Origin of the sequence: Caenimonas koreensis DSM 17982, assembly GCF_009646335.1 — a bacterium.
Classification (GTDB): Bacteria; Pseudomonadota; Gammaproteobacteria; order Burkholderiales; family Burkholderiaceae_C; genus Ramlibacter; species Ramlibacter koreensis.
The window spans coordinates 237,589-252,623 of the sequence record NZ_WJBU01000009.1 but is presented as its reverse complement, the minus strand read 5'-3'; the positions used below and the strand labels follow the sequence as shown (position 1 = coordinate 252,623).

Annotated in this window: 14 protein-coding genes; 13 read left to right on the top strand and 1 reads right to left on the bottom strand. The window is 63.1% G+C overall.

The annotated features are described in order from the left end of the window. Window position 1: 1 nt before the first annotated feature. A complete protein-coding gene (locus GHT07_RS10815; protein ID WP_153585075.1) occupies window positions 2-988 on the bottom strand; it encodes a malate dehydrogenase in 987 nt (328 codons plus the stop codon). Window positions 989-1,147: 159 nt separating this feature from the next. Between GHT07_RS10815 and GHT07_RS10810 the strand changes: the two genes are divergently transcribed. The 13 genes from GHT07_RS10810 (at window position 1,148) to GHT07_RS10750 (ending at window position 15,019) form a co-directional block, all read left to right on the top strand. Beyond that, a complete protein-coding gene (locus tag GHT07_RS10810; protein ID WP_153585074.1) occupies window positions 1,148-1,930 on the top strand; it encodes a GntR family transcriptional regulator in 783 nt (260 codons plus the stop codon). Between the two features lie 79 nt (window positions 1,931-2,009). After that, entirely contained in the window at window positions 2,010-2,444 is a 435-nt protein-coding gene (gene sdhC / locus GHT07_RS10805; protein ID WP_153585073.1) for a succinate dehydrogenase, cytochrome b556 subunit, read from the top strand. Between the two features lie 19 nt (window positions 2,445-2,463). Next, entirely contained in the window at window positions 2,464-2,829 is a 366-nt protein-coding gene (gene sdhD, locus GHT07_RS10800) for a succinate dehydrogenase, hydrophobic membrane anchor protein (protein WP_153585072.1), read from the top strand. Between the two features lie 4 nt (window positions 2,830-2,833). Further along, the gene (gene sdhA / locus GHT07_RS10795; protein WP_153585071.1) at window positions 2,834-4,642 is read left to right on the top strand and encodes a succinate dehydrogenase flavoprotein subunit; all 1,809 of its coding nucleotides are present in this window, start codon (window positions 2,834-2,836) and stop codon (window positions 4,640-4,642) included. Between the two features lie 64 nt (window positions 4,643-4,706). After that, window positions 4,707-5,411, top strand: a complete 705-nt coding sequence (locus GHT07_RS10790; protein ID WP_153585070.1) for a succinate dehydrogenase iron-sulfur subunit — start codon at window positions 4,707-4,709, stop codon at window positions 5,409-5,411. A 2-nt stretch (window positions 5,412-5,413) separates the two neighbouring features. Next, window positions 5,414-5,788, top strand: a complete 375-nt coding sequence (locus GHT07_RS10785) for an FAD assembly factor SdhE (protein WP_153585069.1) — start codon at window positions 5,414-5,416, stop codon at window positions 5,786-5,788. A 15-nt stretch (window positions 5,789-5,803) separates the two neighbouring features. Continuing rightward, on the top strand, window positions 5,804-7,114 hold the full coding sequence (gltA, locus tag GHT07_RS10780; protein WP_153585068.1) for a citrate synthase: 1,311 nt from the start codon (window positions 5,804-5,806) through the stop codon (window positions 7,112-7,114). Between the two features lie 116 nt (window positions 7,115-7,230). Next, entirely contained in the window at window positions 7,231-8,655 is a 1,425-nt protein-coding gene (leuC, locus tag GHT07_RS10775; RefSeq protein ID WP_153585067.1) for a 3-isopropylmalate dehydratase large subunit, read from the top strand. 28 nt (window positions 8,656-8,683) lie between these two features. Continuing rightward, the gene (locus GHT07_RS10770) at window positions 8,684-8,815 is read left to right on the top strand and encodes an entericidin A/B family lipoprotein (protein ID WP_153585066.1); all 132 of its coding nucleotides are present in this window, start codon (window positions 8,684-8,686) and stop codon (window positions 8,813-8,815) included. An 82-nt stretch (window positions 8,816-8,897) separates the two neighbouring features. Next, window positions 8,898-9,548 carry a 3-isopropylmalate dehydratase small subunit gene (gene leuD, locus GHT07_RS10765; RefSeq protein WP_153585065.1) on the top strand — a complete coding sequence of 217 codons (651 nt, stop codon included), beginning with the start codon at window positions 8,898-8,900 and terminating at the stop codon, window positions 9,546-9,548. Window positions 9,549-9,568: 20 nt separating this feature from the next. Next, a complete protein-coding gene (leuB, locus tag GHT07_RS10760) occupies window positions 9,569-10,657 on the top strand; it encodes a 3-isopropylmalate dehydrogenase (protein WP_153585064.1) in 1,089 nt (362 codons plus the stop codon). 97 nt (window positions 10,658-10,754) lie between these two features. Continuing rightward, window positions 10,755-11,903, top strand: a complete 1,149-nt coding sequence (asd, locus tag GHT07_RS10755; protein WP_153585063.1) for an aspartate-semialdehyde dehydrogenase — start codon at window positions 10,755-10,757, stop codon at window positions 11,901-11,903. 227 nt (window positions 11,904-12,130) lie between these two features. Beyond that, window positions 12,131-15,019, top strand: coding sequence for a FimV/HubP family polar landmark protein (locus GHT07_RS10750; protein ID WP_153585062.1), 2,889 nt, complete (start codon window positions 12,131-12,133; stop codon window positions 15,017-15,019). Window positions 15,020-15,035 lie beyond the last annotated feature (16 nt).

Genomic DNA, 15,035 nt, shown 5'->3' with positions numbered 1-15,035 from the left:
ATCACAGCAGGTGGGCCACGCCCGCTTGTTCGTCCTGCAGTTCCTTCAACGTCTTGTTGATGCGCTCCTGGCTGAACGCGTCGATCTCCAGGCCCTTGACGATTTCATACTTGCCGTCTTTGGTGATGACGGGGAAGCCGAACATCACATCCTTCGGAATGCCGTAGTCGCCATTCGAAGGCACACCCATCGTGACCCACTTGCCGTTCGAGCCGAGCGCCCAGTCGCGCATGTGGTCGATGGCCGCATTGGCCGCAGAGGCTGCCGACGACAGGCCGCGTGCTTCGATGATGGCAGCGCCGCGCTTGCCAACGGTCGGCAGGAACACATCAGCGTTCCAGACCTGGTCATTGATCGCGTCCTTGACGGACTTGCCGCCGATGGTGGCAAAGCGGTAGTCGGCGTACATCGTGGGCGAATGGTTGCCCCACACGGTGAGCTTTTCGATCTCGCCGACCTTGCCGCCGGTCTTGGCTGCAATTTGCGAGGCGGCGCGGTTGTGGTCGAGGCGCAGCATTGCGGTGAAGTTCTCGCGCGGCAGGCTGGGGGCGCTCTTCATGGCGATGTACGCGTTGGTGTTGGCGGGGTTGCCAACGACCAGCACCTTCACATTGCGGCTGGCGACCTTGTCGAGCGCCTTGCCTTGCGCCGTGAAGATCTGCGCGTTGGCAGCCAGCAGGTCGGCGCGCTCCATGCCGGGGCCACGCGGGCGGGCGCCGACGAGCAGTGCGTAGTCGGTGTCCTTGAAGGCCGTCATCGGGTCAGCATGCGCTTCCATCCCGGCAAGCAGCGGGAAAGCGCAATCCTCAAGCTCCATCATCACGCCCTTGAGGGCCTTTTGTGCCTTCTCGTCGGGGATTTCAAGCAGCTGCAGGATGACCGGCTGGTCCTTGCCAAGCATTTCGCCCGAGGCGATGCGAAACAGGAGGGCGTAACCGATTTGACCTGCGGCACCTGTAACGGCTACGCGGACGGGCTTCTTGCTCATGGGAAATCTCCGAATGACGATGGATGGAATCTGGTCTCGCGCTATGGCGTTTTGCCTCGTGCAAATGCCGTGCTGGAGAGCCCGCGAGTGTACCCGCGAAAACCCTAGCGCGTCAATTTGTCTTATGTCTTATATAAGATATGATTCGACCCAATTGCGATGGCCACCATGCCCCCTACCCCACCCGAAGCGAGCGTTGCCGATGCAGCGCAGGCCACGCCCGCTTTCAGCCCGCTCTACCAGCAGATCAAGAGCCTGATCCTGCAGAGCCTGGAGACGGGCGAGTGGAAGCCGGGTGAGGCCATTCCCAGTGAAATGGACCTCGCTGCGCGCTACCGCGTGAGCCAGGGCACCGTGCGCAAAGCCATCGACGAACTCGCTGCCGACAACCTCGTCGTGCGCCGCCAGGGCAAGGGCACGTTCGTGGCCACGCACTCCGAGCAGCATGTGCAATACCGCTTCCTCAAGCTGATGCCCGACAGCGGCGACCGCGACGACGAAGGCCCGGCGCAGCGCACGGTGCTCGAATGCAAGCGCGTGCGCGCCTCTGCCGAGGTGGCGCGTGCACTGGCCCTGCGCACTGCCGACAGCGTCGTGCAGGTGCGCCGCGTGCTCTCGTTCAGCGAAGTGCCGACCATCGTTGAAGACCTCTGGCTGCCCGGCAATGCCTTCAAGGGGCTGACGGCTGACCAGGTCGCGGGCTACCACGGCCCCACGTATGCCATGTTCGAAGTCGAGTTCGGCGTGCGCATGGTTCGCGCGGAAGAGCGCATTCGCGCCGTGGCGGCTGACAGCACAATTGCTGCGCTGCTCGGCGTGGCGCCGGGGACTCCATTACTCTCGGTAGAACGCGTGGCGTACACCTATAACGATGTGCCCATGGAATTGCGGCGCGGTTTCTACCGCACCGATACGCACCACTATCGCAACGAGTTGAATTGACGGGCTTTGGTGAAGGCTTCCCGTCAGCTTGCTGCGTTGCAATAGAATTTTGCAAATAACGACAACGAAAGCGATGCACATGACTGAGCTTGCCAAGAAGCGGCCTGAATTCCGGAATATCAACGCGCTCTCGGACCTTCCCACTTACCGGTTACCCGTTGCGGGCGTGGTTTCGATCCTGCACCGCATCAGCGGTGTGCTGATGTTCCTGCTGCTGCCGTTCATCATCTGGATGTTCGACGCTTCCATTTCCTCGGAATATTCGTTCGCAAAATTCCGTTCGGTCTTCAACAACGGCGTGTGGGTCTTGCCCGGGTTCCTGGTCAAGCTCGTGGTGCTGGCCATCATCTGGGCTTACCTGCACCACTTCATCGCCGGGCTGCGCCACCTCTGGATGGACGTGAGCCACAAAGCCGTGACGAAAGAATTCGGCGCCTCTTCGGCGACGTTCACGCTGGCGGCCAGCGTGCTGCTGACACTGGTGCTGGGCGCCAAGCTGTTCGGCCTTTACTGAGTATTTCGAGAACTACCCCATGAACGTGAACTACGGATCGAAGCGCGTCGTCGTCGGCGCGCATTACGGCCTGCGCGACTGGCTGAGCCAGCGCGTGACGGCCGCGCTGATGGCCATCTTCACCCTCGTCGTGCTGGCACAGGTGGTGCTCACACGCGGGCCGATCGGCTACGACAAATGGGCAGGCATTTTTGCTGCGCAGTGGATGAAAGTGCTGACGTTCACCGTCATCGTTTCGCTGCTGCTGCACGTCTGGGTGGGCATGCGTGACGTCCTCATGGACTACGTCAAGCCCGTCGCCATCAAGCTTTTCCTCCAGATCTTCGTCATCGTGTGGCTCGTGAGCTGCGCCGGTTGGGCCATCCAGGTCCTCTGGAGACTTTAAAAAAATGAGCTACACCTCCACCAACGTTTCCCGCCGCAAGTTCGACGTCGTCATCATCGGCGCCGGCGGCTCCGGCATGCGTGCCTCGCTGCAGCTGGCGCGCGCCGGCCTCAACGTCGCCGTGCTCTCCAAAGTCTTCCCGACACGCTCGCACACTGTAGCTGCGCAAGGCGGCATCGGCGCCTCGCTCGGCAACATGTCCGAAGACAACTGGCACTACCACTTCTACGACACCGTCAAGGGCTCCGACTGGCTCGGCGACCAGGACGCCATCGAGTACATGTGCCGCGAAGCACCGCGCGTGGTGTATGAGCTCGAACACATGGGTATGCCGTTCGACCGCAATGCCGACGGCTCCATCTACCAGCGCCCGTTCGGCGGGCACACCGCCAACTACGGCGAAAAGCCTGTGCAACGCGCCTGCGCGGCGGCTGACCGTACCGGTCACGCCATGCTGCACACGCTGTACCAGCAGAACGTCAAGGCCAAGACGAGCTTCTTCGTCGAATGGATGGCTCTCGACCTGATCCGCGACGCGGAAGGTGATGTCGTCGGCGTGTCCGCACTCGAGATGGAAACCGGCGAGCTGCATGTGCTCGAAGCCAAGACCACGCTGCTGGCCACCGGCGGCGCAGGCCGCATCTTCGCTGCCTCCACCAATGCCTTCATCAACACCGGCGACGGCCTGGGCATGGCGGCGCGCGCAGGCATTCCGCTCGAAGACATGGAGTTCTGGCAGTTCCACCCGACCGGCGTGGCCGGCGCGGGCGTGCTGCTCACCGAAGGCTGCCGCGGCGAAGGCGCCATCTTGCTCAACAGCAATGGCGAACGCTTCATGGAGCGCTATGCGCCCACGCTGAAAGACCTGGCGCCGCGCGACTTCGTGTCACGCTCAATGGACCAGGAAATCAAGGAAGGCCGCGGCTGTGGCCCCAACAAGGATTACGTGCTGCTCAAGCTCGACCACCTGGGCGCGGAGACGATCCACAAGCGCCTGCCCTCGGTGTACGAGATTGGCGTGAACTTCGCCAACGTCGACATCACCAAGGAGCCGATCCCGGTGGTGCCGACGATTCACTACCAGATGGGCGGCATCCCGACCAACATCCACGGCCAGGTTGTCGTGCAAAAGGGCGACGAGCACAACGCCGTGGTCAACGGCCTGTATGCAGTGGGCGAATGCTCATGCGTGAGCGTTCACGGCGCGAACCGGCTGGGCACCAACTCGCTGCTCGACCTGCTGGTGTTCGGCCGCGCGGCGGGCAACCACATCGTCGAATTCAACAACAAGAACCAGGTCCACAAGCCGCTGCCCAAGGATGCACTTGACCGCACCCTGACGCGCCTGAACCGCCTGGAAGACACCGCCAGCGGCGAGTACGCACAAGACGTCGCCAACGACATCCGCGCGTCGATGCAACTGCATGCCGGTGTGTTCCGCACGCAGGCCAGCATGGACCAGGGCGTGACCAAGATCGCTGACCTGCGCGCCCGTGTTGATTCGCTTGGCCTGAAGGACAAGTCGAAGGTGTTCAACACCGCCCGCATCGAAGCGCTGGAGGTCGAGAACCTGATCGAATGCGCGCAGGCCACCATCGTTTCTGCAGCAGCGCGCAAGGAATGCCGCGGCGCGCACATGGTGAGCGACTACGAGCGCCCGGTGGAAGACGCCGACGCGCCCATGGGCCGCGACGACAAGAACTGGATGAAGCATTCGCTCTGGTACAGCGAAGGCAGCCGCCTGTCGTACAAGCCCGTGAAGCTCACGCCCCTGACGGTTGATTCGGTGCCGCCGAAGGTGCGTACGTTCTAGTACGTACCTCCACCTACTCACGCCGATTCCAGCCAAATGCGACTAAATTAAAGAGTACATCGCCATGCAAAAACGGACCTTCCAGATCTACCGGTACGACCCTGACAAGGACGCCAAGCCGTACATGCAGACCATCGAGATCGAACTCGAAGGCAATGAGCGCATGCTGCTGGACGCGTTGATGAAGCTGAAGGCGCAAGACCCCACGCTGTCGTTCCGCCGCTCCTGCCGCGAAGGCGTCTGCGGCTCGGACGCGATGAACATCAACGGCAAGAACGGCCTGGCGTGCCTGACGAACATGCTCACGCTCAAGGGCACCATCGTGCTCAAGCCGCTGCCCGGCCTGCCCGTGGTGCGCGACCTGATCGTGGACATGACGCAGTTCTTCAAGCAGTACCACTCGATCAAGCCTTACCTCATCAACGACAACATCGCGCCCGACAAGGAGCGCCTGCAGTCCCCGCTCGAGCGTGAAGAGCTCAACGGCCTGTACGAGTGCATCCTGTGCGCGAGCTGCTCCACGAGCTGCCCGAGCTTCTGGTGGAACCCCGACAAGTTCGTCGGCCCCGCAGGTCTGCTGCAGGCCTACCGCTTCATTGCCGATAGCCGCGACGAAGCCACGAGCGAGCGGCTGGACAACCTTGAAGACCCGTACCGCCTGTTCCGCTGCCACACGATCATGAACTGCGTGGACGTGTGCCCGAAGGGCCTGAATCCCACGGCAGCCATTGGCAAGATCAAGGAATTGATGGTTCGCAGAGCAGTCTGACCATGACCCCCACGCTTGTCACTTCGTGTACTGCGCTGCCCCCCGAGGGGGCCGCGGCCGCCTCGGGAGCGGCCCAGCGCCGGCCGGACGATGCGCTTGTTGACGAGCGTGCCCTCTCCAAACTGAAGTGGCGCTGCCGCCGCGGTTTGCTGGAGAATGATCTTCTGGTCGAGCGGTTCTTCGCGCGCCACGAAGCTGCACTGACGGTGCGGCAGTCGGCGGCGCTTGGTGTGTTGATGGACTTGGCTGACAACGACCTGCTGGACCTGCTGCTTCGCCGCAGGGAGCCTGAAGGCGAAATAAATACGAGCGACGTGAGACAAGTGCTGGCCATGCTCCGCCCTGAAGGCGCGCCTGGTTTCGTGTTGAAAAATTAGCTGGAAAAACTTTTTATGAAACTCGCCGACAACAAAGCCACCCTGTCGTTCAGCAACGGCACCCCCAGCGTTGAGCTGCCCGTGTATCACGGCAACATCGGCCCGGACGTGATCGACATCCGCAAGCTCTACGCGCAAACGGGCATGTTCACGTATGACCCGGGCTTTCTTTCGACGGCTGCGTGCCAGTCGGCCATCACGTATATCGATGGCGACAAGGGCGAGCTGCTGTATCGCGGCTACCCGATCGAGCAGCTCGCGACGCAATGCGACTTCATGGAAACGTGCCACCTGCTGCTGTACGGCGAGCTGCCGAATGCAGAAGGCAAAAAGAACTTCACGCGTACCGTGACCATGCACACCATGGTCAACGAGCAGATGCAGTTCTTCCTGCGGGGCTTCCGTCGCGACGCGCATCCGATGGCCATCATGACGGGCCTGGTGGGTGCGCTGTCGGCCTTCTATCACGACAGCACCGACATCAACAATCCGCAGCACCGCGAGATCGCGGCCATCCGCCTGATCGCCAAGATGCCGACGCTGGTCGCCATGGCCTACAAGTACACCGTGGGCCAGCCTTACATGTACCCGAAGAACGAGTTGTCTTATGCCGGCAACTTCCTGCACATGATGTTCGCCACGCCGTGCGAGCCGTATGCAGTCAACCCCGTGCTCGAGCGCGCACTGGACCGCATCTTCACCCTGCATGCAGACCACGAGCAGAACGCTTCGACCTCCACCGTGCGTCTGTGCGGCTCGTCGGGCACCAACCCGTTTGCCGCCATCGCTGCGGGCGTGGCGTGCCTCTGGGGCCCGGCTCACGGCGGCGCCAATGAAGCTGCGCTGAACATGCTGGGCGACATCCAGAAAGCCGGCGGCGTCGAGAAAATCGGCGAGTTCATCAAGCAGGTCAAGGACAAGAATTCCGGCGTGAAGTTGATGGGCTTCGGCCACCGCGTGTACAAGAACTACGACCCGCGTGCCAAGCTGATGCAGGAAACCTGCAAGGAAGTACTGGGCGAGCTCGGCCTGGAAAACGACCCGCTGTTCAAGCTGGCGATGGCCCTGGAAAAGATTGCGCTGGAAGACGAATACTTCGTCTCGCGCAAGCTGTACCCGAACGTGGACTTCTACTCGGGCATCGTGCAGCGCGCCATCGGCATCCCGGTGCCGCTGTTCACCGCGATCTTCGCGTTGGCACGCACGGTGGGCTGGATCGCGCAATTGAACGAAATGATTGGCGATCCGGAATACAAGATCGGTCGCCCGCGCCAGTTGTTCACCGGTTCGAACCGCCGCGACGTGACGCCGCTCGCGCAGCGCTGAATCCAGGCGAATCACCAGCGCGCTCATCGGCAAAGCCGGCCATCGCCATCCGCGATGACCGGCTTTGTCCTTGCGGCGCAGCCTGAACAATTTTTTTGCAAGACTGGGACACCTTCATGGGCCGCACGCTTTACGACAAGATCTGGGACGAACACGTTGTCCACACCGAGGAAGACGGCACGTCCATCCTCTACATCGACAGGCACCTCGTGCATGAGGTCACGAGCCCGCAGGCCTTTGAAGGCCTGCGCGTGGCGGGCCGCAAGGTGTGGCGCGTGAGCTCTATCGTGGCAACAGCCGACCACAACACACCCACCACCGGCTGGGAGCGCGGCTACGACGGCATCGACGACCCGATCAGCAAGGAGCAGATCACCACGCTCGACAAGAACATCGCCGAGTTCGGCTCGGCTGCCTACTTCCCGTTCCTGTCGAAGCGGCAAGGCATCGTGCACGTGATCGGCCCCGAGCAGGGCGCCACGCTGCCGGGCATGACGGTAGTCTGCGGCGATTCGCACACCTCCACGCACGGCGCATTCGGCGCGCTGGCCCACGGCATCGGCACCAGTGAAGTCGAGCATGTGATGGCCACGCAAACCCTGCTCGCCAAGAAGGCGAAGAACATGCTCGTGAAGGTGGACGGCAAGCTCGTGCCCGGCACCACTGCGAAGGACATCGTGCTGGCGATCATTGGCCGCATCGGCACGGCCGGCGGCACGGGCTACACGATCGAGTTTGCGGGGTCGGCCATTCGAAGCCTGTCGATGGAAGGCCGCATGACGGTGTGCAACATGGCGATCGAGGCTGGCGCACGTGCCGGGCTGGTGGCTGTTGATGAAAAGACGATCGACTATTTGAAGGGCCGGCCGCTCGCACCGTCGGGCGTCGAATGGGACCACGCCGTTACTTACTGGAAGACGCTGCAGTCGGATGCGGATGCAAAGTTCGATGCCGTCGTCACGCTCGACGCAGCGCAGATCGTTCCGCAGGTCACATGGGGCACATCGCCTGAAATGGTGGTGGGCATCGATGGCCGCGTGCCCGACCCCGACAAGGAAAAAGACCCGGGCAAGCGCGACGCGATCGAGCGCGCGCTGACCTACATGAACCTGACCCCGGGCAAGCTGGTGAACGACATCTACGTTGACAAGGTGTTCATCGGCTCATGCACCAACAGCCGGATCGAAGATATGCGTGAGGCGGCCGCCGTCGTGAAAAAGCTCGGCCAGAAAGTCGCGAAGAACATCAAGCTCGCGATGGTCGTGCCCGGCTCGGGCCTGGTGAAAGACCAGGCCGAGCGTGAAGGCCTGCATGAAATTTTCAAGGCCGCGGGCTTTGAGTGGCGCGAGCCTGGCTGCTCGATGTGCCTGGCGATGAACTCCGACCGGCTCGAGCCCGGTGAGCGTTGCGCCTCCACCAGCAACCGCAACTTCGAAGGCCGCCAGGGCGCCGGTGGGCGCACGCACCTGGTGAGCCCCGCGATGGCCGCAGCTGCAGCGGTGCACGGCCACTTTGTGGATATCAGACAATTCACTTCCTGAACTTCTTAACCAACCACCCGGAGGCTCCATGAAGACCATCGCTACCGTCATTGCAATTTCCTTCGCGTTCATGCTTGCTGGTTGCAACACCGTCAGGGGCGTCGGCCAGGACGTGCAGAAAGCCGGCGAGAAGATCGAAGACGCGGCCAAAAAGAAGTAAAGCCGTTCAGCGTTGGGCGTTGAGCGTCCAGCGTGGAATTGCCTTGCCGCCCAATGCTCAACGCCTAGCGCACAACCTCGATATGCAGAAATTCACCATACACAAGGGCCTCGTCGCCCCGATGGATCGCGAAAACGTCGACACCGACGCGATCATCCCCAAGCAGTTTCTCAAGTCGATCCGCAAGACGGGCTTCGGCCAGAACCTGTTCGACGCATGGCGCTACCTTGATGCGGGCGAGCCCGGCCAGGACCCTGCATCGCGCAGGCCCAACCCCGATTTCGTGTTGAACCAGCCGCGCTACCAAGGCGCATCGGTGCTGCTCGCACGCAAGAACTTCGGTTGCGGCTCCTCGCGCGAGCACGCGCCCTGGGCACTGGACCAATACGGCTTTCGCGCGATCATCGCGCCGAGCTACGCCGACATCTTCTTCAACAACTGCTTCAAGAACGGGCTGCTGCCCATCGTGCTTGATGAAGCGAAGGTGAGCGAGCTGTTCGATGCAACGCACGCGTTCCCCGGCTACGAACTGACGATCGACCTCGACCGGCAGTTGATCGTCAAGCCCGATGGCGGCGCATTTGAATTCGAGGTGCAGGCCTTTCGCAAATACTGCCTGCTCAATGGCTTCGACGACATCGGCCTCACGCTGCGCCAGTCGGACAAGATCCGCGCGTTCGAAGCCGAACGCCTGGCCACCAAGCCCTGGCTCGCGCATTCACTGGCCGGCTGAACAAACAAAGACACACACTCATGAAGATCGCAGTTCTGCCGGGTGACGGCATCGGCACCGAAATCGTCGCGGAGGCGGTGAAGGTCTTGAACGTTCTCGACCTGCCATTCGAGATGGAGACAGCACTGGTGGGCGGCGCCGCCTATGAGGCCCACGGCCACCCGCTGCCCGATTCAACGCTCAAGCTCGCCAAGCAAGCGGATGCCGTGCTGTTCGGCGCCGTCGGTGACTGGAAGTACGACACGCTCGACCGGCCCCTGCGACCCGAGCAAGCGGTGCTGGGCTTGCGCAAGAACCTGGGCCTGTTCGCAAACTTCCGCCCCGCGATCTGCTACGACGAGCTCGTGTCGGCATCGAGCCTGAAGCCCGAGCTGGTGTCGGGCCTGGACATTCTGATCATTCGCGAGCTGACGGGCGACATCTACTTCGGCCAGCCGCGCGGCCGCCGTGTTTCACCGGACGGGCATTTCCCCGGCGCCGAGGAAGCCTTCGACACGATGCGCTACTCACGGCCCGAGATCGAGCGCATTGCACGCGTCGCTTTTGAGGCAGCCCGCAAGCGCAGCAAGCGCGTGACGAGTGTCGACAAGGCCAACGTGCTTGAAACCTTCCAGCTCTGGAAGGACGTCGTCACGGAAATCGGCAAGGACTACCCCGATGTCGCGCTCGACCATATGTATGTCGACAACGCAGCGATGCAGCTGGTGAAAGCGCCGAAAAAGTTCGACGTGGTCGTCACCGGCAACATGTTCGGCGACATCCTGTCGGATGAGGCAGCGATGCTCACCGGCTCCATCGGCATGCTCCCGTCGGCCAGCCTGAACTCAAGCAGCCAGGGCTTGTACGAGCCCAGCCACGGCAGCGCACCGGACATCGCGGGCAAGGGAATCGCCAATCCGTTGGCTACAATCCTGTCTGCTGCCATGATGCTTCGCTACTCACTCAACCAGCCCCAGGCCGCCGACCGTATCGAGTCGGCCGTCAAAGACGTGCTCGCGTCGGGCCTGCGCACGGCAGACATCTACTCCGAAGGCAAGACACGAGTGGGCACCCGCGAAATGGGTGACGCTGTCGTGGCCTCCATTACAAAGAAAACCACCAAGGGCTAGTCAAGCTCCGGTTCGTCGCGCCCCTCCCGGCCCGAGCGAGCCGGGGGCAGGAAAAGTTTGAAATCCATCCAGATCAACTTTGCAAAGGGCGTGTGACATGAGTATTTCCAGCGGACAACAACCCCTCGTCGGCCTCGTGGGCTGGCGAGGCATGGTCGGCTCGGTCCTGATGGACCGCATGCAGGCGGAAGGCGACTTCAACCTGATCGAGCCGGTCTTCTTCTCGACTTCCAACACCGGTGGCAAGGCCCCCGCCCAAGCGAAGAACGAAGCAACGCTGAAAGACGCTTTCGATATCGAGGCGCTGCGCAAGTGCGACATCGTGATCACCTGCCAGGGCGGCGACTACACGAGCGAAGTTTTCCCGAAGTTGCGCGCCACCGGCTGGAGCGGCCACTGGATCGACGCGGCGTCCACGCTGCGCATGAACAGCGACGCAATCATCATCCTCGACCCGGTCAACATGCCGGTGATCAAGAACGCGCTTGCCAAGGGCGGGCGCAACTGGATCGGCGGCAACTGCACCGTGAGCTGCATGCTCATGGGCGTCGGCGCACTCTATAAGGCAGGCCTCGTCGAGTGGATGTCCAGCATGACTTACCAGGCTGCATCTGGCGGCGGTGCGCAGCACATGCGCGAATTGCTCACGCAGTTCGGCACTTTGAACACCCAAGTGCGGTCGCTGCTCGACGACCCGAAGTCGGCCATTCTCGAGATTGACCGCAAGATCCTGAATCGCCAGCAGTCGATGTCGGCACTGGAAACCGAGAACTTTGGCGTTCCACTCGGCGGCTCGCTGATCCCGTGGATCGACAAGGACCTGGGCAATGGCGTGAGCAAGGAAGAATGGAAGGCTGGCGCCGAGACGAACAAGATCCTGGGCCAGGGCGAAGGTTTCGGCACACCCGCCACACCCATTGACGGCTTCTGCGTGCGCGTTGGCACCATGCGCTGCCATAGCCAGGCGCTGACCTTCAAGCTCAAGAAGGATGTGCCGCTTGCAGACATCGAAGCGCTGATCGCGAACGACAACGCATGGGTGAAGTTCGTGCCCAACACGAAGGAAGCAACATTGCAGCACCTCACGCCTGTGGCTGTGACCGGCACACTTGGCATTCCCGTGGGGCGCGTACGCAAGCTGGCGATGGGCCCTGAGTATGTGGGTGCCTACACGATTGGCGACCAGCTGCTGTGGGGTGCGGCCGAACCGCTGCGCAGGATGTTGCGCATCCTGCTTGACGCATAATCCGCGCGGCCATTGAAGAGTGCGCGTTTCGCATCGCGACCGCGCACATGCCTCTGGCGGCCCGGCTGTAATCAGTGGTTACAGGCCGTTGCCACAGGGCAACATGGAATCGAGCTTCGCCGCATCGGCAGATGGGTGCCTGACCTTAAGGACTGTCTCAGCTTGTCAGTCTAAAACATTGATGTTATGGTCCTTTTAGCAAATTCACTGTCGAGGCATTTGTCCGCATGATGAGAAAAAGATTGCCTGCAGGCCACGCGATGGGGGCGCAAAAAACGATCGAACAGCCGCGCTGGCGTTCAACTGCTTTGGCGGTTGCTGCGGCCGCGCTGCTGGGCTTGGCTGCTCCGCATGCCACAGCGCTGGGTCTTGGGCGCATCTCCGTGCAGTCAGCACTTGGCGAGCCGTTGCGCGCCGAAATCGACATCCCGGAAATCAACGCCGAAGAACTGGCTTCGTTCCGCACAACGGTTGCCTCACCGGAAGCCTTCAAGTCAGCCGGTCTGGACTACAACCCCGCTGTTGCCAGCATCCGCATCACCCTGGAGCGCCGGGCCGACGGTCGCTACTTCCTCAGGCTCGTCAGCTCGCGCCCCGTCAGTGACCCGTTTGTTGACCTGATTCTTGAAACTCAGTGGTCGTCCGGGCGCATCGTGCGCGACTACACGATGCTGTTCGATCCGCCGTCGTCTCGCCAACAGGCACCGTTGGCGGCGCAAGTCACACCTGCGGCGCCAGCAGCACGTACTGCCCTGCCACCACCCGCGCAAGCACAGTCGCCGGCACCTGCCAGCGCAGGCCGCGCACAACCGGCGCGCGCACCGGCCGCCCAGCCGCGGCAGGCCGCCACGCCGCGCCCATCCGGTGCGGGCACAAGCAAACAGGTCACCGTGCAGGCTGGCGATACAGCAGGGCGGATCGCATCGGCGAACAAGCCGGCGAACATCTCGCTCGACCAGATGCTGGTTGCCATGCTTCGCGCCAATCCCGATGCGTTCATCGGTGGCAACGTGAACAGGCTCAAAGCCGGCTCGGTACTCGATGTGCCGACAGGCGAAGAGGCGACTGCCGTGTCTGCCGATGAAGCACGCCAGACCGTCGTTGCCCAAAGCCGTGACTTCAACGAGTTCCGCCGCAAGCTCGCGGAAGGCGTGCCAACGTCGCGCACGCCCACTTCTGATCGCCAGGCGTCGGGCAAAGTCCAGGCCAAGGTCGAAGAAAAGAAGCCCGGCGCCGCCACACCCGACAAGCTCACCCTGTCCAAGGGCGCCGTGCAAGGCAAGGCACCGGCGGTCGAAGACAAGATTGCACGCGATCGCGCCGCCAAGGATGCGGCTTCTCGCGTCGCCGAACTGAACAAGAACATCGCAGACCTGAATCGTCTCGGTACAGCCAGCGCACCGGTCACGGGCGGGGCCAGTGCGGCCAAGCCCGCGATGGCACTGCCGGTCGGTGCCGCGAGCGCGGTCAAGCCCGCGTCCGCTGCTGCACCTGCAGCGCCCGCTGCCGCACCAGTCGCTGCTGCCTCTGCAGCCAAGCCCGCGTCGGCCGCCGCACCTGCCAGCGCCGCCAAACCAGCTTCGGCACCGGCCGCCGCAGCGCCTGTCGCGCCTGCACCTGCTGCCATGGCGTCAGCCGCCAAACCTGCAGCCTCAGTTGCAGCCGCTGTTGTGACGCCGCCAGTCGCTGCAGCACCGGTTGCGGCGCCTGTGGCCACCCCGGCGCCTGCCGCGTCAGCGCCTGCCGCTACACCGTTGACCGCCGTGGCCCCTGCTTCAGCGCCCGCTGCTGCAGCCCCTGCCAGCGCACCCACCGCTGCCGCCAGCGCGCCCGTAGCGCCACCTGCCGCTGCTGCCAAGCCGGCACCTGCGCCAGCCCCGGTTGAAACGAGCCTGATCGACGACATGCTCGAAAACCCGATCGTGCCCGCCACGCTCGGCGGTGTTCTCGCGCTGTTGCTCGGTTTCGGTATTTATCGCGCGCAGCAACGCCGCAAGTCCACGCAGGTCGACAGCTCCTTCCTGGAAAGCCGCCTGCAGCCCGATTCATTCTTCGGCGCCAGTGGCGGCCAGCGCATTGACACCAACGAAGGTGGAGCCACCGGCTCGTCGATGGTGTATTCGCCTAGCCAGCTTGATGCAGCCGGCGATGTCGATCCGGTTGCCGAGGCCGACGTGTACCTGGCCTACGGTCGCGACCTGCAGGCCGAGGAAATCCTCAAGGAGGCCATGCGGACCTCGCCGCAACGCGTTGCCATCCACGCCAAGCTGCTCGAGATCTACGCCAAGCGGCGCGACACGAAGGCCTTCGAGCTCGTCGCGACCGAAGCGTACGGCCTGACCCATGGCGAAGGGCCGGAGTGGGAACACATCTGCGAGCTCGGCACCGAACTCGACGCGGGCAATACGCTCTACCGTCCTGGCGGCCAGCCGTCGGCCGCTGCACAGGCATCGATGACCTCGACGGTGGCCGGCCACTTTGCAGCAGCAACGCAGCCAATGCCCGTCGGCGAGATGTCGTCGCCTGCGGCGCAAGCGCCCGATGTCGACCTCGACCTGGACTTCTCGCTCGACGACCCGGTGGCCGACAGCCAGCCCGCGCCGCTGATGGCTGCCACCGAGCCGACCATGGCGATGAGCGCACAAGCGGTCGCACCGCCGCCTAGCCTCGACATGGACTTCGGCGCAGCAACCGTCTCGCTCAATCATCCGCCCCAAATGAAGGCGCCTGACCTGCCCGAGCCCGTCCGCCTCGACGTGCCTGACCTGAACCTTGATTCGAACGCGCTGAACATCCCCGCACCCGCGCCGCAGGCAGCAGTGCCTGCGCCCGCACCGGCCTCCGGCATGATCGAATTCGACCTTGGCGCCCTGTCGCTCGACTTGGGCGACGGCAAGAAGGAAGGCGACACCGACGACGCCCCGTTGAGCACAGCGGGCTCGCCGCTCACCGCAAGTACCGACGACGGCCCGCTGGCCACCAAGCTGGCCTTGGCCGAAGAATTCAACGCCATCGGCGACCCGGACGGCGCGCGCAGCCTGGCGGCCGAAGTCGTTGCAGAAGCTTCCGGCGATCTGAAGGATCGCGCCCAGCGATTCCTCGCCGAAATCAGCTGAGCGCCTTCGGGCGCCA

What these genes read in the sequence shown, in the direction of transcription:
- leuD (WP_153585065.1), top strand. Translation starts at nt 8,898, where the DNA reads ATGCAGAAATTCACCATACACAAGGGCCTCGTCGCCCCGATGGATCGC.
- GHT07_RS10810 (WP_153585074.1), top strand. Translation starts at nt 1,148, where the DNA reads ATGGCCACCATGCCCCCTACCCCACCCGAAGCGAGCGTTGCCGATGCA.
- GHT07_RS10790 (WP_153585070.1), top strand. Translation starts at nt 4,707, where the DNA reads ATGCAAAAACGGACCTTCCAGATCTACCGGTACGACCCTGACAAGGAC.
- GHT07_RS10785 (WP_153585069.1), top strand. Translation starts at nt 5,414, where the DNA reads ATGACCCCCACGCTTGTCACTTCGTGTACTGCGCTGCCCCCCGAGGGG.
- gltA (WP_153585068.1), top strand. Translation starts at nt 5,804, where the DNA reads ATGAAACTCGCCGACAACAAAGCCACCCTGTCGTTCAGCAACGGCACC.
- leuC (WP_153585067.1), top strand. Translation starts at nt 7,231, where the DNA reads ATGGGCCGCACGCTTTACGACAAGATCTGGGACGAACACGTTGTCCAC.
- asd (WP_153585063.1), top strand. Translation starts at nt 10,755, where the DNA reads ATGAGTATTTCCAGCGGACAACAACCCCTCGTCGGCCTCGTGGGCTGG.
- GHT07_RS10815 (WP_153585075.1), bottom strand. Translation starts at nt 988, where the DNA reads ATGAGCAAGAAGCCCGTCCGCGTAGCCGTTACAGGTGCCGCAGGTCAA.
- GHT07_RS10750 (WP_153585062.1), top strand. Translation starts at nt 12,131, where the DNA reads ATGATGAGAAAAAGATTGCCTGCAGGCCACGCGATGGGGGCGCAAAAA.
- leuB (WP_153585064.1), top strand. Translation starts at nt 9,569, where the DNA reads ATGAAGATCGCAGTTCTGCCGGGTGACGGCATCGGCACCGAAATCGTC.
- sdhC (WP_153585073.1), top strand. Translation starts at nt 2,010, where the DNA reads ATGACTGAGCTTGCCAAGAAGCGGCCTGAATTCCGGAATATCAACGCG.
- sdhA (WP_153585071.1), top strand. Translation starts at nt 2,834, where the DNA reads ATGAGCTACACCTCCACCAACGTTTCCCGCCGCAAGTTCGACGTCGTC.
- GHT07_RS10770 (WP_153585066.1), top strand. Translation starts at nt 8,684, where the DNA reads ATGAAGACCATCGCTACCGTCATTGCAATTTCCTTCGCGTTCATGCTT.
- sdhD (WP_153585072.1), top strand. Translation starts at nt 2,464, where the DNA reads ATGAACGTGAACTACGGATCGAAGCGCGTCGTCGTCGGCGCGCATTAC.